The sequence below is a fragment of the Martinezella sp. CNPSo 3964 genome (assembly GCF_057784375.1).
On sequence record NZ_JBXSOW010000003.1, the window covers coordinates 391592 to 411275 of the forward strand.

16 protein-coding genes are annotated in these 19684 nt (G+C 60.6%); 7 read left to right on the forward strand and 9 right to left on the reverse strand.

What is annotated here, in order from left to right; genetic code table 11:
- The first annotated feature begins 204 nt into the window (after nucleotides 1-204).
- From AC13Q5_RS12295 to AC13Q5_RS12310, 4 genes are all read left to right on the forward strand, one after another.
- Nucleotides 205-1506 carry an ABC transporter substrate-binding protein gene (locus AC13Q5_RS12295; protein WP_488501837.1) on the forward strand — a complete coding sequence of 434 codons (1302 nt, stop codon included), beginning with the start codon at nucleotides 205-207 and terminating at the stop codon, nucleotides 1504-1506.
- A gap of 72 nt (nucleotides 1507-1578) precedes the next feature.
- A complete protein-coding gene (locus tag AC13Q5_RS12300; protein WP_075853525.1) occupies nucleotides 1579-2517 on the forward strand; it encodes a carbohydrate ABC transporter permease in 939 nt (312 codons plus the stop codon).
- The gene (locus AC13Q5_RS12305) at nucleotides 2510-3358 is read left to right on the forward strand and encodes a carbohydrate ABC transporter permease (protein ID WP_015341575.1); all 849 of its coding nucleotides are present in this window, start codon (nucleotides 2510-2512) and stop codon (nucleotides 3356-3358) included. The genes AC13Q5_RS12300 and AC13Q5_RS12305 overlap by 8 nt, the downstream gene beginning before the upstream one ends.
- A gap of 123 nt (nucleotides 3359-3481) precedes the next feature.
- On the forward strand, nucleotides 3482-4552 hold the full coding sequence (locus AC13Q5_RS12310) for an ABC transporter ATP-binding protein (protein WP_075853526.1): 1071 nt from the start codon (nucleotides 3482-3484) through the stop codon (nucleotides 4550-4552).
- Here AC13Q5_RS12310 and AC13Q5_RS12315 read toward each other — a convergent pair.
- The 5 genes from AC13Q5_RS12315 to AC13Q5_RS12335 form a co-directional block, all read right to left on the reverse strand.
- The gene (locus AC13Q5_RS12315) at nucleotides 4549-4926 is read right to left on the reverse strand and encodes a DUF427 domain-containing protein (RefSeq protein WP_488501838.1); all 378 of its coding nucleotides are present in this window, start codon (nucleotides 4924-4926) and stop codon (nucleotides 4549-4551) included. The genes AC13Q5_RS12310 and AC13Q5_RS12315 overlap by 4 nt on opposite strands.
- Before the next feature lie 279 nt (nucleotides 4927-5205).
- On the reverse strand, nucleotides 5206-5805 hold the full coding sequence (locus AC13Q5_RS12320; RefSeq protein ID WP_457880443.1) for a TetR/AcrR family transcriptional regulator: 600 nt from the start codon (nucleotides 5803-5805) through the stop codon (nucleotides 5206-5208).
- Between the two features lie 219 nt (nucleotides 5806-6024).
- Nucleotides 6025-7896, reverse strand: coding sequence for a M23 family metallopeptidase (locus AC13Q5_RS12325; RefSeq protein ID WP_457880415.1), 1872 nt, complete (start codon nucleotides 7894-7896; stop codon nucleotides 6025-6027).
- Between the two features lie 132 nt (nucleotides 7897-8028).
- Nucleotides 8029-9387 carry an Nramp family divalent metal transporter gene (locus AC13Q5_RS12330; protein WP_488501839.1) on the reverse strand — a complete coding sequence of 453 codons (1359 nt, stop codon included), beginning with the start codon at nucleotides 9385-9387 and terminating at the stop codon, nucleotides 8029-8031.
- A 306-nt stretch (nucleotides 9388-9693) separates the two neighbouring features.
- Entirely contained in the window at nucleotides 9694-10443 is a 750-nt protein-coding gene (locus tag AC13Q5_RS12335; RefSeq protein WP_075853817.1) for a tryptophan 2,3-dioxygenase family protein, read from the reverse strand.
- A 149-nt stretch (nucleotides 10444-10592) separates the two neighbouring features.
- On the opposite strand from AC13Q5_RS12335, the gene AC13Q5_RS12340 reads away from it, so the two are divergent.
- Nucleotides 10593-11063, forward strand: a complete 471-nt coding sequence (locus AC13Q5_RS12340) for an Lrp/AsnC family transcriptional regulator (RefSeq protein WP_075853530.1) — start codon at nucleotides 10593-10595, stop codon at nucleotides 11061-11063.
- 102 nt (nucleotides 11064-11165) lie between these two features.
- Here the strand turns inward: AC13Q5_RS12340 and AC13Q5_RS12345 are convergent, their stop codons facing one another.
- The gene (locus AC13Q5_RS12345; protein ID WP_075853531.1) at nucleotides 11166-11789 is read right to left on the reverse strand and encodes a TetR family transcriptional regulator; all 624 of its coding nucleotides are present in this window, start codon (nucleotides 11787-11789) and stop codon (nucleotides 11166-11168) included.
- A gap of 201 nt (nucleotides 11790-11990) precedes the next feature.
- Here AC13Q5_RS12345 and AC13Q5_RS12350 point away from each other — a divergent pair, with 201 nt between their 5' ends.
- Nucleotides 11991-13160, forward strand: coding sequence for an efflux RND transporter periplasmic adaptor subunit (locus tag AC13Q5_RS12350; RefSeq protein WP_488501840.1), 1170 nt, complete (start codon nucleotides 11991-11993; stop codon nucleotides 13158-13160).
- Nucleotides 13160-16318: an efflux RND transporter permease subunit gene (locus AC13Q5_RS12355; RefSeq protein WP_488501841.1), complete on the forward strand. Its 3159-nt coding sequence runs from the start codon at nucleotides 13160-13162 to the stop codon at nucleotides 16316-16318. The genes AC13Q5_RS12350 and AC13Q5_RS12355 overlap by 1 nt, the downstream gene beginning before the upstream one ends.
- 104 nt (nucleotides 16319-16422) lie before the next feature.
- On the opposite strand, the gene AC13Q5_RS12360 is transcribed toward AC13Q5_RS12355, so the two are convergent.
- The 3 genes from AC13Q5_RS12360 to AC13Q5_RS12370 form a co-directional block, all read right to left on the reverse strand.
- Nucleotides 16423-17037 (reverse strand): single stranded DNA-binding domain-containing protein, encoded by a 615-nt coding sequence (locus tag AC13Q5_RS12360; protein WP_488501842.1) that lies wholly within the window; start codon nucleotides 17035-17037, stop codon nucleotides 16423-16425.
- A gap of 500 nt (nucleotides 17038-17537) precedes the next feature.
- Nucleotides 17538-18257, reverse strand: coding sequence for a histidine utilization transcriptional repressor HutC (gene hutC / locus AC13Q5_RS12365; RefSeq protein ID WP_457880444.1), 720 nt, complete (start codon nucleotides 18255-18257; stop codon nucleotides 17538-17540).
- Nucleotides 18258-18336: 79 nt separating this feature from the next.
- The gene (locus AC13Q5_RS12370) at nucleotides 18337-19680 is read right to left on the reverse strand and encodes a formimidoylglutamate deiminase (RefSeq protein WP_488501843.1); all 1344 of its coding nucleotides are present in this window, start codon (nucleotides 19678-19680) and stop codon (nucleotides 18337-18339) included.
- Nucleotides 19681-19684 lie beyond the last annotated feature (4 nt).

A 19684-nucleotide genomic window follows, 5' to 3' on the forward strand; every position in this document is an offset into this window, starting at 1 on the left:
GACGGACCCGCTCGGCTGCGGCCTGGTATTTTTAACGGAATGCGAATTAAATAACCTATGGCACTTGCCCAATGTCAAGCCATTTTGCAGCCAATCTGCCAAAAATTTAGCGATGGCGGTTGACATTTCAGCAAAGCTCCGTTGAATTATTCCGCATAAGGGAAAAAATATTGAGGCTCTTGGTTCCCTTGGGAGGAGAAAATCATGATCCATCTACGTGGGGCCAAGGCCCTTCGCATCGCTGCTGTTGCCGCCACGACCGGACTGGCGATTCTGGCGGGCGCAACTGGCGCTGCCGCCGATACCGTCGTCAAATGGCTGCATCTGGAAACCGATCCGACCTATGTCGCCGTCTGGCGCAAGATCGCGGACCAGTATGAGGCCAAGCATCCCGGCACGAAGATCGAGATGCAGTTCCTGGCCAACGAAGCGTTCAAGGCAAAGCTGCCGACGCTCTTGCAATCGAAGGACGCTCCCGATTTCTTCTTCAGCTGGGGCGGCGGCGTCTTGAAGCAGCAGCAGCAGACCGGCACGCTGCTGGATCTGACTGTGGCGATGAACGCCAAGGATGGCGCCTGGCTGAAGAGCTACAATCAGGCGGCCGTCAAGGGCCTGACCTTCGACAACAAGATCAGTGCCGTACCCTACAAGCTCGGCACGGTTTCCTTCTTCTATAACAAGGCGTTGTTCGCCAAGGCCGGCGTCGATGCGAGTGCCATCAAGACCTGGGACGATTATCTGGCCGCGGTCAAGAAGATCAAGGCTGCCGGCATCGCGCCGATCGCCGGCGGCGGCGGCGAGAAGTGGCCGATCCATTTCTACTGGAGCTATCTGGTGATGCGCGACGGCGGCCAGCAGGTCTTCAACGATGCCAAGAACGGCAAGGGCAATGGCTTCAACGATCCCTCGATCATCAAGGCCGGCGAACAGCTTGCCGAACTCGGCAAGCTCGAACCCTTCCAGCCCGGTTATCTCGGCACCACCTGGCCACAGGCGCTCGGCGTTTTCGGCGACGGCAAGGCTGCGATGATCCTCGGCTTCGAAAATACGGTTGCCAACCAGCGCACCAATTCCGGCGACGGCAAAGGTCAGGCGGATGACAATATCGGGCGGTTCGCCTTCCCGGCCGTGACCGGCGGTGCGGGCCTCCCGACCGATACGCTCGGCGGCCTGAACGGCTGGGCCGTCACCAAAAAGGCTCCGCCCGAGGCGCTCGATTTCCTCGCCTACCTGACCAATGCCGAAAACGAACGCACCATGGCGCAAGCCGGCATGATCATCCCGGTTGCCGTCGGCGCCGAAGACGGCGTCAAGGGTCCGCTGATGCACGAGGCAGCCGACCAGCTGGCGCATTCGACCTGGCACCAGAATTTCTTCGACCAGGATCTCGGCCCCTCCGTTGGCCGCGTCGTCAACGATGTGGCTGTTGGCATCGTCTCCGGCCAGATCACTCCGAAGGATGGCGCGCAGCAGGTCCAGGACGCCTTCGAACAGGACCAGCTCTAGCGGCATCCGGCGCCGGCCGCTCCCTTGTGCCGGCGCCGGTTTTTCTTTGAACTGTAATTGTCGAGACTGCCCATGACCGATGTCAGCGCTACGACCACTATGCCCTCTGTCGCAAGAGCGAGACCCGCAGCGAAGCGAAAATCACCGGCTGCGCGCGGCCGCCTGCCCGTTATCCTGCTGTTTTTGCCGCCTGCGCTGCTGCTTTTCACCATCTTCGTCATCCTGCCGATGGGGGAAGCGGCCTGGTACAGCCTCTATCGCTGGAGCGGCTATGGCCTGCCGACCGAATTCGTGGGTCTGCGCAATTTCCAGGTGCTGTTCAAGAACGGTGCCTTCCTGACGTCGCTCAAAAACAATGCTTTGATCATCGTCGTATCGATCGCGATCCAGGTGCCGCTCGCCATCTGGCTGGCGACGATGCTGGCGCACCGCATTCGCGGCGTCGTGCTCTTCCGGCTGATCTTCTTCCTGCCTTACGTGCTGGCCGAGGTGGCTGCCGGCCTCATCTGGCGCTTCGTCTATGACGGCGATTATGGCCTGTTTGCTGCGATCGCGCATTTCCTCGGTACGCCGACGCCTTACGTGCTCGCAGACAAGGATCTGGCGATGTATGCCGTGCTCGGCGTCATCGTGTGGAAATATTTCGGCTTTCACATGATGCTTTTCATCGCCGGCATGCAGTCGCTCGACAAGAGCGTCTTGGAGGCAGCCGAAATCGACGGCGCCACAGGCTGGCAGAAGTTCCGCTATGTGACGCTGCCGCTGCTCGGCTCGACGCTGCGCCTTTCCGTCTTCTTCGCCGTCGTCGGATCGCTGCAGCTCTTCGACATGATCATGCCGCTCACCGGCGGCGGCCCGTTCAACTCGACCCAGACGATGGTGACCTTCCTCTACAATTTCGGCGTCACCCGCATGCAGGTCGGCCTCGGCAGCGCCGTCGGCGTCGTGCTGTTCGTGATCTGCGTCACCCTCGCCTTCGGCTACAAACGGATATTTATGCGCAATGACTGATCTGGCCTCATCCGTTCGACTGACCACCGGCACGAAGATCTATCTCTATGTGTCGCTGACCATCATTGCCGCCATCGTGCTGATCCCGCTGCTGACGACCGCGCTCGGCGGTTTCAAGACGCTCGGCGATCTCCGCACCAATCCCTTCGGCCTGCCGGCCGAGTGGCACTTCGAGAACTATACCGGCATCCTCTTCGGTGACCGCTACTGGCGACAGATGATGAATTCCTTGATCATCGCCGTGCTCACCGTCTTCCTGACGCTGTCGGTCTCGGCCATGGCGGCCTTCGCCTTCGCGCATGTGAAATTCTTCGGCTCGAATTTCCTGCTGAATTATTTCCTCATCGGCCTGATGTTTCCGGCAGCCACAGCCATTCTGCCGCTCTTCATCCGCATCCGCGATCTCGGCCTGCTCAATACCTATTGGGGCGTGGTGCTGCCGCAGGTGGCTTTCGGCCTCGGCATGAGCATCCTGCTCTTCCGCAATTATTTTCGAAACCTTCCGGAAGAATTGTTCCAGGCGGCGTTTGTCGACGGTTGCGGTTATATCCGCTTCTTCTGGCATATCTCGCTGCCGCTCTCGCGGCCGATCATCGCGACCGTCAGCATCATCTCCTTCGTCGGCAGCTGGAACAGCTACATCCTGCCGCTGATCATGCTGAACTCGGATTCGATCTATCCCTGGCCGCTCGGCATGATGGTCTATAGCGGCGAATTCGGCACGGAATGGGAGCTGGTGCTCGCCTTCATCACGCTGACCATCCTGCCCACCGTCATCGTCTTCTTCCTGGCGCAGAAGCACATCATTGCCGGCCTCACCGCCGGCGCCGTGAAATCCTGAGCCTAGAGCGGCTCAGCTTTTCACGGAAACTCTGAACCGCTCTATCTCTTTGTTTTTCGCAATTCCGGACGGAAAACCGCTACGCACTTTTCCTGGAATTGCTCTCATCGGAGCACAAACAACATGGCATCCGTCGAACTGCACAACATCCACAAGGCCTATGGGGCGCTCACCGTCATCCACGATATCTCGCTTTCGATCGAGGACGGCGAGTTCATCGCACTCGTCGGCCCCTCCGGCTGCGGCAAGTCCACGCTGCTGCGGATGATCGCAGGCCTGGAAGAAATCACCGATGGCGACGTGTCGATCGGTGGGCAGGTGGTGAATTCCATGACGCCGCGCGAGCGCAACATCGCCATGGTCTTCCAGTCCTATGCGCTCTACCCGCATATGACTGTTGCCGAGAATATGGGCTTCAACCTGAAGCTCTCGGGCGAGACCAAGCAGACCATCGAGCAGCGGGTCAATGAAGCTGCGCGCATGCTCGATCTCACCAAACTGCTCGACCGCAAGCCGGCGCAGCTATCCGGCGGCCAGCGCCAGCGTGTCGCCATGGGCCGCGCCATCGTGCGTAACCCGGCGGTCTTCCTGTTCGACGAGCCGCTCTCCAATCTCGATGCGAAGCTGCGCGTGCAGATGCGCTCCGAAATCAAGGCGTTGCATCAGAAGGTGCAGACCACCTCGATCTACGTCACCCACGACCAGATCGAGGCGATGACGCTTGCCGACCGTATCGTGGTGCTGAACCAGGGCAAGATCGAGCAGCAGGGCACGCCGATCGAGCTTTACCGCAAGCCGGCCAATCTCTTCGTTGCCGGCTTCATCGGCTCGCCGGCCATGAACTTCCTCGACGGTACGGTCGAGGGCGTCGACGGCGCGCCGGCCGTGCGGTTGAAGGACAGCACGCCGATCCGCATCGCTGGCGAACGCAAGGTGAAGGCAGGCCAGAGCGTGAAGGTTGGTCTCAGGCCCGAGCATCTGAGCCTTGCAAGCGGCGGATCGCCACTCACCGGCCAGACATTGCTGGTCGAGCCGACCGGCGCGCAGACGCATGTGCTCTTCGACCTTGCCGGCGAGCAGGTGACGGCCGTCGTCGATGGCGAGGCGCCGGTGCGCTATGGCCAGCCCCTGAACGTCTCGGTGAGCCCGGAGCAGGTCTACGTCTTCGATGCGTCGAGCGGTCTTGCGCTTTAGGTGACGATGTCGATCGAATCGACGCGATCGGGATAGAAGGCCATGTAATCCTTGATCTGGCTGACCGCAGGATAGGGGTTCTCGTAGCTCCAGATGGCGTTCACCGAACGCTCGCCACCGGCCGGGATGCTGTAATAGGAGCATTCGCCCTTGTAAGGGCAGTAGGTTTCGTGGCTGGTCTTCTGCAGTGACGCCATGTCGACATCCCTGCGGGGAATATAGAGCACGGCGGGGTAGGAGGCTTCCTTGAGCGACAGCGCCTCATGCGTATCGGCGATCACCTTGCCGGCGACGGAAACGGTGACATGCGCGCGCTTTTCCTCGATCGTGATCGGATGATCGGGGCCGGTGATCTTGACCAGCTTTTCGGGCATTCTTGCTCTCCTCAGCTTTGATGACGGTCGGCGGAGTTCGATTTTGTCTTGCTTATGTGTCCAGCCCCTCACCCCAACCCTCTCCCTGCATCGCGGGGAGAGGGGGCTTTGCGGCGGAAACAACCCCGGTGAAACAGCATGCCGTATTGCGCGATCGTTCCCTCTCCCCGTCTCAACGGAGAGAGGGTTAGGGTGAGGGGCGAAGCACGAAACTGCGGTAACAGGAAACTCGCCTGACATTCTCAGTTCAAATGCATATAGGAAGCGTCCTGCCGATTATCAGGTCTCTCGCGGCACCCGTGTTGTCGAGGCACCCCAGCGCAGGCCGTCCATCAACAGGCGCACGAGGCGGCGGGAGCGGTCGTACCATTCGGGCGAGCTGGGCATGGAATAGGTGCCGGAAAGCGCATGCAGCACATCGGTACTGTCGACATCGGTGCGGATCGAGCCGGCGGCGACCGCCCGGTCGATCAGGCTTGCGAGCGCGACCGGCACTTTGCCATAGCTGTCGGCGAAGAGCTTGGAATTGCTATTGAGAAGAATGCGCAGGCTGTCGGCCATGCCGCGTTTCGTGGCGATATATCCGACGAAACGGTTCATCCACTCCTCGAGAGCCTCATCGGGCGCACGCTCGCGCGAAAGCTCTTCGGCGGCATCGCAAAGCGCCTCGACTTCGTGGTGGTAAACCGCCTCCACCAGATGTTCGCGGCTCGGGAAATGGCGGTAGAGCGTTCCGATCCCGACATCCGCACGCCGGGCTATGTCTTCCAGGGAGGCGGCGGTGCCGTGGCTGGCGAAGGCTTGTGCTGCAACTTCGATCAACTTGTCATAGTTGCGTCGCGCGTCGGCGCGCAGACGCCTGCTTTCATTCGGCAGCATAGGTTTTGGTTCCGGCAACGGCTTGCGCGCCAATGTCTGCTCCTTGCGGATTGCCGCGTGATGATATCCGGCATTCGCATCAGATAGTGCGCGGCAATATCTTCTCCATGGCGAAATACAGGAGGATTGTTATCGCATTCAGCATCGAGGCGCCATTGCCGCCAGCGGGAATCGACTTGTGAGAATCGGGAAGGATGCTTGTGCGGACTTCTGGCCGGCTTATGGAGACGGTGCGCCGAAATGGTTTGGCCCAAAGCCTGGTCCCAGGTTCGGTCCGAAGTCCGATCCTGAATTCGGCCCGAAGCTCGGGCCTTGCTCGAAATTGGCGAAGGGGGTGGGCGGATTGTCGCGAGCCGGGGGAACGTCGAGGTAGCTCATGATGTTCTCGACATGGTTGACCTGCGAGCGCAGGCTGTCGAGCGACTTGCCGGTCAGATTGGTGCCAGCAGGCAGTTGCGCCGTCAGCGGGTTTTCGTAACGGCCATTGACGCGCAGCTCGTAATAGAGATGCGGGCCGGTGGAATAGCCGGTGGAGCCGACATAGGCGATGACCTGACCTTGGGTGACGCGCTGGCCGACCCGCAGATCCGACGGCGTTGCCGAAATATGGGCATAGGTGGTTTCGTAGCCGCCGTCGTGACGGATGCGGACATATTTGCCGTAGCCGGTTTCCCAGGAGATCTTCTCGACGACACCATCGCCGGCGGCCTGTATGGGGCTGCCCATCGGTGCGCGGAAATCGACGCCGTTGTGGAATTTCTTCACACCCAGGATCGGGTGGATACGCCAGGCAAAGCCATCGCCAAGCGTACCGTTTGGCACGGGACGATGCACTAGCGATTTTGCGATCGAGTGCCCACTTTCGTCGTAGAATTCCGAGGGGCCTTCGCCTTCGTTCTTGTGCAGGTAGAAGCGATGCGTGTCGCCATCGGCATGGAATTCGATGAACATCAACTCGCTGCGGCCGTCGTCCGCCTTGCGGAAGAGCAGGTCGACGCTGTCGGGAGCATCCTCGATGCTGGTAAGCGAAATGCCCTTGGCCTTGGCGAGCTTGATGAGCTGCGAGGCACATTCCTTGGTCAGGCCGGCTCTTTCGAGCTTGTCGCTGACTGCCCGCTCGTTGCTCTCGTCGACACCCTTCAAATCGACTGCGGCAACCTCCGTCGAGGACGGAGCGTCGGCTTGGCTTTCGCTGTAGAGCGTGGAAAACAGCCTGTCATTGGCCATCGGAACGAAGCCATTGGCATCGTCGCGGGCGACGACGCGCTCCGGTGTCTTGTCGCCGCTGAGGCGGGCCATGATCAGCTTCGGGCGGGCATTGGGGCCTTTCTTCTCAAGCAGCAGTTCCAGGCTGTCGCCGGGGGAAACCGTATCGGTCTCCAGGGCGCGCTGCAACTCGTCGCCGGCATCGCTGCCGAGGCCCGCGGAGGCCAGGATGTCCTGCAGATCCTGCTTGTCCTTCGGCATGGATACGAGCCTGTGAAACTCGCGGCCGGGCTCGCCGGTCGTTGCGCGCGATACGCTGACGTTCAGCGGCACACCGCGAACCGGAAAGCGGGAGCGGCGCACGGCATCATAATGCGTGGTCTGCGGATAGATGCCGTGGCGGATATCGGAAAGCGATGGCGGTGAGAATACCACGTTGTCGGCGCGCTCGTCGCCATAGGAGGCATTGATGGCGCCCGCGCCGTCGCGTGCCAGGGCGGTTTCATCGGATTTGAAGACCAGCGTCGTGCGATGATAGGTGAAGATGCGCGTTTCGCCGCTGGACAGCTTCTCTGCTACCTGTGCGAAGCGGCTGCCGTCGAAACGCTGTTTTGTGGCCAGCCGGCTGGCTTTGCGCATGGCTGGCTGAGGACGCGCGAGCTGGGCAGTGCGCACCGGCGTTGCCCGCTCGATCGTGTTACGCGCCAGCAAGGGATAGAGCACCGTGGCGAGCAGGCCGAAGGATGCAGTGCCTGCCAGACCAATGACGATCAGGTGACGCAGATGGGCGGAACGCGGCAGAAATGGAATGTGAAAATCATGATGCGGCCGCGCCTGGATGGCAGCCTCTGCAGGAAATTGAACGCGCAATGGACTTTCGGCCATGAAGTGAGGAACCCTGCAGATTGCGGTGGGCCCAAACTAGGGCAAATCATGGCGAAATCTAGGCAAATATTACGAGCCAGTTAATTGCCGTGATCGTCCACAGGGCGAGATTCGCGCGTTCAAGATGATTCGTCAACCGAAGATGGTGTCGTAGAGCAGTTTGAAGTTCAGCACCAGGATGATCGCGGCGACTGTCCAAGATAGAATGGCGATGCTTCTGGAGATGACGAAACTGCCCATTTTCTCGCGATTCGTGACGAATTGAACCAGCGGAATGACGGCAAAGGGCAATTGCATTGATAGCACGACCTGGCTCAGCACAAGCAGGTTCGCCGTGCCCTTTTCACCATAAATAGCGGTAACGCACACAACCGGAATAATTGCGAGGCCGCGGGTCAAAAGTCGCCTTGCCCAATGCGGAATCCTGAGCCGGAGAAAGCCTTCCATCACGATCTGGCCAGCAAGCGTCGCCGTGACGGTCGAGTTGAGGCCTGAAGCGAGCAGTGCCACGGCAAACAGCGTCGAGGCGATGCCGAGGCCGAGCAGCGGCGACAACAGCTCGTAGGCCTGGCCGATTTCGGCGACATCGGAGTGACCGCTGGTGTGGAAGGCGGCCGCTGCGACAATCAGAATGGCGGCATTGACGAAGAGCGCCAGCATGAGGGCAACGGTGCTGTCGATCGTTGCCCATTTGATCGCGTCGCGGCGACCTTCTTCGGTGCGCTTATAGGCGCGGGTCTGCACGATCGAGGAATGCAGATAGAGATTATGCGGCATGACTGTCGCGCCGATGATGCCCATGGCGATGTAGAGCATCTCGTGATTGGTGACGATTTCAGGCGAGGGGATGAAGCCTTGGAGGATCGCTGCCACCGGCGGCGCCGCGGCTGCGATCTGGATGGCAAAACAGGTGGCGATGACGATCAGCAGCGCGATGACGAAGGCTTCGAGATAGCGGAAGCCCTTGCTCATCAGGAGCAGCAGCAGGAATGCGTCGAGCGCGGTGATCAATGCGCCGCCGATCAGCGGAATCCCGAAGAGGAGTTGCAGCGCGATAGCCGTGCCGATGACTTCGGCCAGATCACAGGCGATGATGGCGAGCTCGCAAGCCAGCCATAGCGCCAGATTGACCGGCCGCGGATAATGATCGCGACAGGCCTGAGCGAGATCGCGGCCGGTGGCGATGCCAAGCCTTGCCGAGAGCGCCTGTAACAGGATCGCCATCAGGTTCGATAGCATGATGACAGTCAGAAGCGTGTAGCCGAACTGCGCGCCGCCGGCGAGATCGGTCGCCCAGTTGCCGGGATCCATATAGCCGACGGAAATCATGTAACCGGGGCCGACGAAAGCGATCAGACGTCGAATCCAGCTGCCGCCATGGGGAACCTTGACCGTGGCATTGACTTCGGGAAGGCTCGGACGATCGTCCTCATCACGGTCGGCAAACTGCCATGCGCGCCGCTGCGCCACGGCTTCCTGAACTTGCGTCATGCGGGGCTCCGGGAGGAACGATCTGTGAGGCTACTAAACAAATACGATCGATATCAGAATTATGCAATAGGCTATATTTCAATGGTGATTGCATTGTCTCTGGCCGAAACCTTGGCCTACGGGAAAATACCGTCTTGCCGACGGAGTGCCGATCCGCTTTTGAGCGAGGGGGGCGAAGGTTGGAGCAGCTAGCGCGCCCGTGTGGCGCACCAATGCGGCGACGACTTTGATGGCTTGCTCGATCTCGTTCCGAGTCGGAAGGCCTTCCGCCGTTCAAGACGGCGAAAGGCGGTTTTCCGTCAGCACTTATTCGGCTGCATCGTGCTTGGAAATGGAATCGCGGACGACACCATATTGGCCGCCCCAACGATCGGTCATTTCGTGGCGAATATCCCAGAGATCGGGGAAGAAGCGATGGCGCGTGCCGGCCTGCAGCAGCTCGACCGGGCGGCCTTTCAGCGATTTCGAGCCTAGCCCGATGGAGCGTTGGATCAGATAGATGTGATTGGCGCGGAATTTCTGGAACAGCTCGTCATATTCGACCAGCGCCTCGGCGACCACATAGCTGTCGCCGTGATCGTATTTGCCGTCATAGATATCCGCGACGGTCAGACCGGCGGCATCGAGATAGTTCGCCTTGAAGGCGTGCCAGAGATCCGGCGGCATGCGCAGCAGAAACCCGAATCCAGGCGATTCCTGGCCGCTGCCATTGCCGAGCTGCAGGCGGATTTGCTGATATTCCTTGGGTGACATGGTTTCGAGAAGATCGAGCTGAGCCGTCATCATGCGCATGATCCGGTGCACGCGGCCCATGAGGGTCACGACGCGATGCGTATTGCGCTCCTCCATGAAGCCGATGACATCGACCAGCGTATAGGCCATCAGCTTCATCCAGAGTTCTTCGACCTGATGGACGATCTGGAACTGCAGTTCATCGCCGTTGACCATCCCGTTCAACGGCTTCTGACAGGCAAGCAGCTTGTCGCACTGCAGATAAACGCCGTAGTCGCGCATTTCGGGCGCCTCGATGCGCGCGTAATAGTCTTTCTTCTGCATCTTCGTTCCCTTTGTTCCGGCTCTCGGCCGCCAAGCATGTTTGCTCTCCCTCAAGGATACGAAATTCAGCTTGAACATTGTTCCTATTTGTCATTCAAATTTGGAGAAATGGAGTACGATCGATCATCTTTATAGCTATGGAGAGAACGATGGAGTTGGACGCGCTCGACCATAAGATCATTACCGCGCTTGAGGCCGACGCCCGCCTTTCCTTTGCGGCGCTTGCCGATCTCGCCGGTCTCAGCAAGACGCCCTGCTGGAAGCGGGTAAAAGCGCTGGAGGAAGCGGGCGTGATCCGGGGTTATAGGACGCTTCTCGATCCGGCCAGGCTCGGCTTCGGGCTGGAGGCCTTCGTGCAGGTGTCGATCGATGTCGAGCGTTTCGATGCTTTCGAAGCCGCCGTGCGCCGCCATCCATTGATCTGGCGCTGTCATGCGACGACGGGCGAGGCCGATTATCTCCTGCATATCATCGCGACCGACATGGCTGCGCTCGACCGGTTGCTGCGGCAGGAGCTCAACCGGCTGCCCGGCGTTCGGCATACGGTGACCTCGATGTCGACGCGGGAAATCAAATCGGAGATTTCGCTGGCCGAAGCCATGCGGCACGCGGGCGAATAGCTAGAGCAATTCAAAGGAAAACTGCGTAGCGGTTTCCGTCCGGAATTGCTAGAAAACAAAGAGATAGAACCGTTCAGCGTTTCTGTGAAAAGCTGAACGGTTCTATCGCTCTTCGTTGTCGCGCATGGAGCGGATGAGGCTGCGGATCAGCCGCTCGCCGATATCGACCAGAGGGAAGGATTTCCCCGACCGAAGCCACTCGGCAAGCAGGCCGTTCATCGAGCATTGAATGGCGCGGGCGGCGGAATCGGCGGTCCATAGCGGTGCAAGCGAGCTTTGTTCATCCGCCATCTCGATCAGTTTCTGCAGCTTGCCGAACATTTCGGCATTGGCTGTAATGATGCGCTGGGCCGCGTCGGACAGGTGTTCCGTAAATTCGCAGCCGAGGATCATGATGGCGAAGACGCGCTGCTGATGCTCGTCATCGACCAGGATTTGCAGAACTTCGATTGTGCCTTGCTCGATCAGGCCAAGAGGATCGTCATGTCCGTGCTCGATCGCATAGTCGACCATAGCTTCTTGCGGCAAGCGGATCTCGCTGTGCAGCGCGGTCAGGACCTCGGCCTTGTCTTTGAAATGCCAGTAGATCGCACCGCGCGTTACGCCTGCGCGCTGGGCAATCTTTTCGAGGCTCGAGCCGCTGACGCCGTTTTCATAGAAGATCTCGGCGGCGGCGGCGAGGACTTCCTCGCGGGTCTTGGCGGCATCTTCCTTGGTTCTGCGCATGCGCCTCCTCAAAATTTCCGCGGACGAAAAGGGGGATTTCGTCTCGCTCTATATCTCTGATTTCATGCATCAATATCTCAAACCTGCATGCGGGTCCCGATATCGCTCCCAAAAGTCACATCGATTTGATATTTACAATCATTCATGTATGTTTGTATATTGCGCCGCAACAAGAATGTCGAATCTCGCGGTGATTTTCCCATGACGACGCATAAATCCCTCCTCCTGCGCAGCAGCCTCATTGCAGCCGGACTGCTCTTTTTCTGCGCGTCTTCCTCCCTAGCGCAGCAGGCCGGACAGATGCCGCCGCCGCAGGTGACGGTGGTCGATGTCAAGCCGCAGACCGTGGCGCTGTCCTATGAATATGCTGCGCGCATCTCCGCCTTTAGGCAAGTCGATGTGCGCGCTCGCGTGGGCGGTATCCTGTTGAAAAGAAACTTTATCGAAGGTGCTGAGGTAAAGGCCGGCGACGTGCTGTTCCTCATCGATCCCGCCTCCTATCAGGCAGCGCTTGCCCAAGCCAAAGCACAGCTCCAGCAGGCCAAGGCGCAACTGACCCAGGCGCAGCGCGAAGAAAAGCGCAACATCACCCTTTTCGAACAGAATGCCGTGAACCAGAAGTCGCGCGATGATGCGATTTCGACGCGAGAACTGGCGGAAGCGTCGCTTGCCGCCGCCGAAGCCCAGGTACAAACGGCGCAGCTCAATCTCGACTATACAAAGGTCACAGCACCTGTCGGCGGCATCACCAGCCTGGAACAGGTCTCCGAGGGAAGCCTCATCGGCACCACGGGCGATACCGGCCTGCTCACCAGCATCACACAGCTCGATCCGGTCTACGTCAATTTTTCCTTCTCGGATGCCGAAGCTGCCGAAGTGCGCCGACTGATCGACATGAAAAAGGCCAAGGGAGAGGCGCCGAATCTCGGCGTCAAGATCTCCTTCGGTGACGGCTCGACCTACGACCATGATGGCGTAGTCGACTTCACCTCCTCCACGATCGATGTGTCCACAGGCACGCTGCAGGCCCGCGCCGTGGTCGACAATCCCGATCGCCGGCTGCTGCCGGGCCAGTTCGTCCGCGCGAAGGTGACGGGCGTCTCGCTCGACAATGCCATCACCATCCCCGAGGTGGCGCTGATGCAGAGCCCGCAGGGCCAGTTCGTCTACACGATCGACCAGGAAGGCAAGGCGCACGTCAATCCGGTGACGCTCGGCCAGAAGATCGGCAATAGCTGGCTGGTGCTGTCGGGCCTCAAGGCCGGCGACAAGCTGATTACCGAAGGCATCATCAAAGTGCGCCCAGGTGCGCCGGTGCAGGCGACGGCGGATGCCGCGCCTAAGGATGCGAACAAGGTGGCGCAGAACTGATGTTGGGCAACAAATTCTTTATCGACCGCCCCGTTTTCGCGGCGGTGATCTCGATCGTCATCCTGCTTGCGGGCGCTGTCTGCCTGCGCATCCTGCCGATCGCGCAATATCCGGAGCTGACGCCGCCGCAGGTGGTGGTGACCGCGACCTATCCCGGCGCCAGCGCCGAGACGGTGGCGCAGACCGTTGCCGCTCCGCTGGAGCAGCAGATCAACGGCGTCGAAAACATGCTCTACATGCAGTCGACGAACTCCAACAGCGGCTCGATGCAGATCACCGTGACCTTCACACTCGGCACCGACCCGGACCAGGCGGCGATCAACGTCAACAACCGCGTCCAGCGCGCGGTCTCGACCCTACCGCAGGACGTGACGCGCCTTGGCGTCGTCGTCACCAAGCGCTCGACCTCGATCCTCGGCTTCATCGCCATGTATTCGACCGACAGCCGCTACGACCGCGCCTATGTCGGCAACTATGCACTGCTCAACGTCATCGACGATCTCAAGCGCATTCCGGGCGTGGGCGATGTCAACCTGCTTGGCGATATCGACTATTCGATGCGCATCTGGCTGCGGCCGGACAAGCTCGCACAGTATAATCTGACACCGAGCGATGTCGCGACCGCCATCCAGGAACAGAATTCGCAGTTTGCCGCCGGCCGTTTCGGCGACCAGCCCAGCAACAATCCGCAGGCCTTCACCTATACCGTGACGACGCAGGGCCGCCTGCCCGACGTCGATGCCTTCGGCGAAATCATCCTGCGCTCGACCGCCAATGCCGCGACGCTGCGCCTCAAGGACGTGGCGCGCATCGAGCTTGGCACCAAGAGCTATTCCGTCCAGAGCAGCCTCAACGGCACCCCGGCGATTCCGATCGCCGTCTATCTGCAGCCGGGCGCCAACGCTCTGAACACGATGAAGGCACTGAAGACGCGTCTGGATGAGCTGCAGAAGTCGTTCCCGCAAGGCGTCGCCTACGAGATTCCCTACGACACGACGAAGTTCATTCAGGTGTCGATCGAGGAGGTGATCAAGACCTTCATCGAGGCGATCCTCCTCGTCATTATTGTGGTCTTCGTCTTCCTGCAGAACTGGCGGGCGACGCTGATTCCGGTCATTGCGGTGCCTATCTCGATCATCGGTACCTTTGCCGGCATGTATCTGCTCGGCTTCTCGATCAACCTTCTGACCTTGTTCGGATTGGTGCTGGCGATCGGTATCGTTGTCGACGACGCTATCGTCGTGCTCGAAAACGTCGAGCGGCTGATGACAACAGAGAAGTTGTCACCGAGAAAGGCGGCCATCAAGGCGATGGGCGAAGTGACCGGTCCGGTCATTGCCATCGTGCTGGTGCTCTGCGCCGTCTTCATCCCGGTCTCCTTCATGGGCGGGCTGGCGGGCCAGATGTACAAGCAGTTCGCGGTCACCATTGCAATCTCGGTCACACTGTCCGGTATCGTGGCGCTGACGCTGACGCCAGCACTCTGCGCGCTGATCCTGAAGCCCGGCCATCATGAGCCGGTCCTGCCGTTCCGTATCTTCAACCGGGCCTTCGACCGGCTGACGCAGGGTTATGCCGCCGGCGTCGCCTTCTTCCTGAAGCGCGTCATCGTCGGCTGCGTTCTGGTTGCCGGCCTGCTCGGCGTGACCGGCTATCTCTTCTATACGCTGCCGGGGTCGCTGGTGCCGGACGAGGACCAGGGTTCGCTGTTCCAGATCGCCATCCTGCCGCCGGCGGCGTCACTGACGCGCACACAAGCGGTCATGGATCAGGCGATGGCCAACACCCAGAAGCTGCCCGGCGTCGAGAACGTCTTTGCGGTCTCCGGTTTCGATCTGTTGTCGGGTGGGCTGAAGAGCAGCGCCGGTGTCGCCTTCGTGACGCTGAAGGACTGGAGCGAGCGCAAGACACCCGAACTCGATGCCCGCAATCTCGCAGGCCCGATGATCGGCGCCAACATGGGCATCAAGGATGCCATGGTGCTCGCCTTCAACCCGCCGCCGATCATGGGCCTTTCGACGACGGGCGGTTTCGAAGTCTATCTGCAGGATCGTAGCGGCAAGGGCGTCGCCGGCCTTTCCGATGAGGCGCAGAAGCTTGTTGCGGCCGCTTCCAAGCGGCCGGAGCTTGCTGGCGTCCGCACTACGCTCGATACCAACGTGCCGCAGTTCCGTGCCGATCTCGACCGCGAGAAGGCCAAGGCGCTCGGCGTGCCGATCAACTCCGTCTTCGATGCCATGCAGGCGACCTTCGGCAGCCTCTACGTGAACGATTTCACGCTTTATGGCCGCAACTATCAGGTCAACCTGCAGTCGGAAGCGCCCTTCCGCGAATCGCCCGACGATTTGCGCCAGGTCTTCGTGCGCTCCGACAGCGGCAAGATGATCCCGCTCGACACGCTCATCAAGGTGACGCGCGCCATCGGGCCGGACCAGCTCGAACGCTACAACGCCTTCAATGCCGCCAAGATCACCGGCAATCCGGCGCCCGGCTACACGTCAGGCGATGCGATCAAGGCCATGCAGCAGGTGGCGGCAGAGACCTTGCCGCAAGGCTTCCAGATCGCCTGGACGGGCTCGGCCTATCAGGAACTGGAGACCAGCGGCGCCGGCACGCAGGCGATGATCTTCGGCGTCATCATGGTGTTCCTGATCCTCGCCGCGCAGTATGAAAAGTGGAGCCTGCCGCTCGCCGTCATCACCGCGATCCCCTTCGCGCTGTTCGGTGCGCTGCTTGCCACCTATCTGCGCGGGCTCACCAACGACGTCTACTTCCAGATCGGCATGGTGACGTTGATTGGCCTTGCGGCAAAGAACGCCATTCTGATCGTCGAGTTCGCCGTGCTGAAGCGCAAGGACGGCATGAGTGCCGCGGAAGCGGCACTCGAGGCGGCGCGGCTGCGCTTCCGCCCGATCGTCATGACTTCGCTTGCGTTCATCCTCGGTGTCGTGCCGCTGGCGATCAGCACCGGCGCGGGCTCGGCGAGCCGCCATGCCATCGGCACAGGCGTCATCGGCGGTATGCTGGCGGCAACCTTCATCGCCACCTTCTTCATTCCGATGTTCTACCGGCTGATCGCCTGGAAACAGCCGAAGCCGGTGGAGGATGATGAGGATGACACGATTGATCATCGTCCGCACGCGCAGGCGGCGGAATGACGGTGTCCTGACCATTCGCCAAGTATTAGAAAAACAGGCGGATCGCAGCATTGCGGTTCGCCTGTTTTCGTTGGATGCAAATCAGCCAATTGATCGGGCAGCGATCACATCGGCGGCACGGTGCCGTTGAGGCCGACAGCGATGCGGTCGGCGGAGACTGTAGTCTCGCCGGTTTGCTCGCCTGTGATGAAGACGCCGGCGCCGGGCTTCAGATCGGCTTTGGTCGCCGATGTCAGCGTCACGACGGGCGTGCCATCCGGGATCTTGATCTTGCGTTCGCCGCCCTTGTAAGTGAGCGTCAAGGTCGGGCCGCTGACCGAGGTCACGGCATTGGCGACGGTGGCATTGGTCATCGAACTGTTCGGCTTCGAATCCCAGGGGCGGTCGCCTTCGCCGGTTCCCTTCATCGAGGCCGGGAAGATGACGACTTCGATCGCGCCGTTGATGCCGCTGTCGGTCGGTTGCGAGGCGATGCCGACGAAATCGCCGGGCTTGATGTCGCTAACTGCGGCCTTGACGACGCCACCGACGTTCCAGCCGGATTTCAGCGCCACGGTAACGTCCTTGCCGTCGCGGGATTTGACCTTGAGCGTATCGCCATCGAGGCTCTCCACGGTGCCGCGCACCCTCACGCGCTCGGCGGCATCGGCGTTTTGCAGCGTGGCGAGCATGGCGACGGAGAGCGTCAACGCAGTCGCGATCAGACGTTTGCGATCCATGGGTGGGGTCTCCCTTGAGATATCGGCCGGGCGATGCGCCGGTCGTCTTTTAAATGAAGGTTGGGGCTTGTCTGCAGGACTGTCGTCGCGCCACGTAGTGGGCACGGGTCATCCACGGCTGGATCCTATGCGCCGCTTCCGTCATCCGCCATTCAAACAAGCGTGAGACGGTCTTCTTGGTGTCAGAAGTTGGAAATTTTGGCAAAAAGCCGGATATTTCCAGGAACATCAAGCATTGCTTAACGTTTATGCCTAGACTGCGCTGGTTATCTCGAATTCCCTATCGCGCATTGCGCTGGGCTGGGGAGATTGGAGAACGACATGACCGCGATTCGTCCACTTCTGATCGGAATCCTGTTGATTCTGATGCTGGTCTTGATTGCGCTCAGTATCCTGCTCGTTGACCCCGCAAAGCCCCTTCGGCCATCCGAAAGCCTTATTCCTCCGCCGACGGAATCTCCGCAGCGGAATTAGCGGGCCGACGGAAGCGGCTGGGAAGGTCAGCTCGACGGGGTAAAACGTGCCACCAGGCTGTGGCGATCGCCCGGATAGGTGAAACGGACGTGGGTGATCGGGCCGGCCGCGCTCCAGGTGCGCCGCTCGACCACAAGGCAGGCCGTGCCCTTCAGAATGTCGAGCTTTGTCGCCGCGTCACCCTCGGCTGCTATGGCGCGGATCTGATGTTCGGCGGTGCTCCACGGCACCTGATTTACCAGCCAGGGGCCTGGCGGCTGGGTTTCGAAGTCAGCTTCGGCCGCTTCGGGTACGGCATCGAGATTGATGACGCGATCTTCCAGGCAGAAGGGGCGCGGACCAGCATAGTGGATGCAGATGATCTCCATCACCGGAATCGAGCCGACGAACTGCAGCCGGCGTGCGTCTTCCGGTCGTCCGCGTCGGCTTCCGAGCCTTATCAACTTGTGCGAATAGGGCAGGTTGAGCGACAGGACTTCGGACTTGATATCGTGGATCTCAAGCACGGCGGATTGTGCCTGCGGATGGGTGACGAAGCTGCCCGAGCGCTTGCGCCGTTCGATCAGGCCGGCGCGGGCAAGCTGGGTCAGCACCTTGTTCACCGTCATGCGCGAACAGTCATACTGTTCCGCCAGGTCCATCTCGAACGGTATGCGATGCCCCGGAGGCCAGGCGCCGGAGACGATCTGGCCCTCGATATCGCTGAGGATACGCTGATGCAGGGTTGCATCTTTGCTTGTGGTCATGCCGCCCATCTGTTCCGTGTGAGACATGGGATTTCCCGCAAGTTATTTAGGGGCCAATCGATGGGAGGAAAAGCGGTTTTTAACCGATAAGTTCAGCCATCGCCTGGCGGAATCGCGCGGAGATCGCCTCTCTCTTCGTGTGGCGTCCGGCTTCGACCTGCTTGCGGCCAAGAACCCAGACACCATCGACTTTGACGCCGCCGGCAAAGGTCCAGTGATCGAGGATGCGGTCGCCGGAAAGATAGGGCACTGCGCTCACATCGAGCGAAACGATATCGGCGTGATTGCCGACGGCAAGGCCCGCCGGCGCCTTCAGGGCCGCACCGCCGCCGGCGAGCGCAGCGTCAAACAGCATGCGGGCAGTCGAGCCGCCCGGTGCTGCGATGACGTTGCGGGCACGGCGCGCCAGGCGCTGCGAATATTCGAGCTGCCGCAGCTCCTCAGGTACCGAAGTCAGGATGTTGGAATCCGAGCCGATGCCGTAGCGGCCGCCTTCTTCCAGAAAGAGCGGCGCTTCGAAAACGCCGTCGCCGAGATTGGCTTCGGTGATCGGGCAAAGGCCGGCGATCGCGCCGCTCTTGGCCATGCGCCGGGTTTCATCCTCGGTCATGTGCGTGGCATGGATCAGGCACCAGCGCTCATTGACAGGCGCATTGTCGAGCAGCCATTGCACCGGGCGGGCACCAGACCAGGCGATGCAGTCTTCGACTTCCTTTACCTGCTCGGCGACATGGATATGGATCGGTCCGTCGCCGGCGACCGGCACGAGCTTTGCCAGTTCTTCCGGCGTCACGGCGCGCAGGCTATGCGGCGCGATGCCGAGTTCGGCGCCGGGGAGGCGGCTCGTGACCGCGCGGCAGCCGGCCATCAGCGCTTCGAAGCTCTCGATGGAGTTGATAAAACGGCGCTGGCCCTCGATGGGGGCTGCGCCACCGAAGCCGGAATGGGCGTAGAAGACGGGGAGCAGTGTTAGCGCAATACCGGTTTCGGCGCTGGCGGCGCCGATGCGCTCGGCCAGTTCGGCGATATTGGCATAATGACTGCCGTCCTTGTCATGGTGCAGATAGTGGAACTCGCCGACGCGGGAGAAGCCGGCTTCCAGCATCTCCATATAGAGCTGCGCGGCAACCGCCTCGACATGATCCGGGGTCATCGACAGAGCGAACTTGTACATGACGGTGCGCCAGCTCCAGAAGCTGTCATTGGCCGGGCCGCGGACTTCGGCAAGGCCGGCCATGGCGCGCTGGAAGGCATGGCTGTGCAGGTTCGGCATTGCCGGCACCAGAACATCCTGCCTGCTGTCGCCGGCTTCAGGTGCAACATTCGTCGCGATCTTGACGATCCGGCCACCTTCGAGGGTCAGCAGTACATTCTCGTGCCATCCGTCGCCAAGCAAAGCCGTGCGTGCATGAAGTCTCGTCATGGTC

Excerpts from the sequence above, each read along its gene's own strand:
- AC13Q5_RS12305 (WP_015341575.1), top strand. The coding sequence starts at position 2,510 with ATGACTGATCTGGCCTCATCCGTTCGACTGACCACCGGCACGAAGATC.
- AC13Q5_RS12340 (WP_075853530.1), top strand. The coding sequence starts at position 10,593 with ATGGAGTTGGACGCGCTCGACCATAAGATCATTACCGCGCTTGAGGCC.
- AC13Q5_RS12345 (WP_075853531.1), bottom strand. The coding sequence starts at position 11,789 with ATGCGCAGAACCAAGGAAGATGCCGCCAAGACCCGCGAGGAAGTCCTC.
- hutC (WP_457880444.1), bottom strand. The coding sequence starts at position 18,257 with ATGACCACAAGCAAAGATGCAACCCTGCATCAGCGTATCCTCAGCGAT.
- AC13Q5_RS12360 (WP_488501842.1), bottom strand. The coding sequence starts at position 17,037 with ATGGATCGCAAACGTCTGATCGCGACTGCGTTGACGCTCTCCGTCGCC.
- AC13Q5_RS12300 (WP_075853525.1), top strand. The coding sequence starts at position 1,579 with ATGACCGATGTCAGCGCTACGACCACTATGCCCTCTGTCGCAAGAGCG.
- AC13Q5_RS12310 (WP_075853526.1), top strand. The coding sequence starts at position 3,482 with ATGGCATCCGTCGAACTGCACAACATCCACAAGGCCTATGGGGCGCTC.
- AC13Q5_RS12295 (WP_488501837.1), top strand. The coding sequence starts at position 205 with ATGATCCATCTACGTGGGGCCAAGGCCCTTCGCATCGCTGCTGTTGCC.
- AC13Q5_RS12315 (WP_488501838.1), bottom strand. The coding sequence starts at position 4,926 with ATGCCCGAAAAGCTGGTCAAGATCACCGGCCCCGATCATCCGATCACG.
- AC13Q5_RS12370 (WP_488501843.1), bottom strand. The coding sequence starts at position 19,680 with ATGACGAGACTTCATGCACGCACGGCTTTGCTTGGCGACGGATGGCAC.
- AC13Q5_RS12325 (WP_457880415.1), bottom strand. The coding sequence starts at position 7,896 with ATGGCCGAAAGTCCATTGCGCGTTCAATTTCCTGCAGAGGCTGCCATC.
- AC13Q5_RS12335 (WP_075853817.1), bottom strand. The coding sequence starts at position 10,443 with ATGCAGAAGAAAGACTATTACGCGCGCATCGAGGCGCCCGAAATGCGC.
- AC13Q5_RS12355 (WP_488501841.1), top strand. The coding sequence starts at position 13,160 with ATGTTGGGCAACAAATTCTTTATCGACCGCCCCGTTTTCGCGGCGGTG.
- AC13Q5_RS12320 (WP_457880443.1), bottom strand. The coding sequence starts at position 5,805 with ATGCTGCCGAATGAAAGCAGGCGTCTGCGCGCCGACGCGCGACGCAAC.
- AC13Q5_RS12330 (WP_488501839.1), bottom strand. The coding sequence starts at position 9,387 with ATGACGCAAGTTCAGGAAGCCGTGGCGCAGCGGCGCGCATGGCAGTTT.
- AC13Q5_RS12350 (WP_488501840.1), top strand. The coding sequence starts at position 11,991 with ATGACGACGCATAAATCCCTCCTCCTGCGCAGCAGCCTCATTGCAGCC.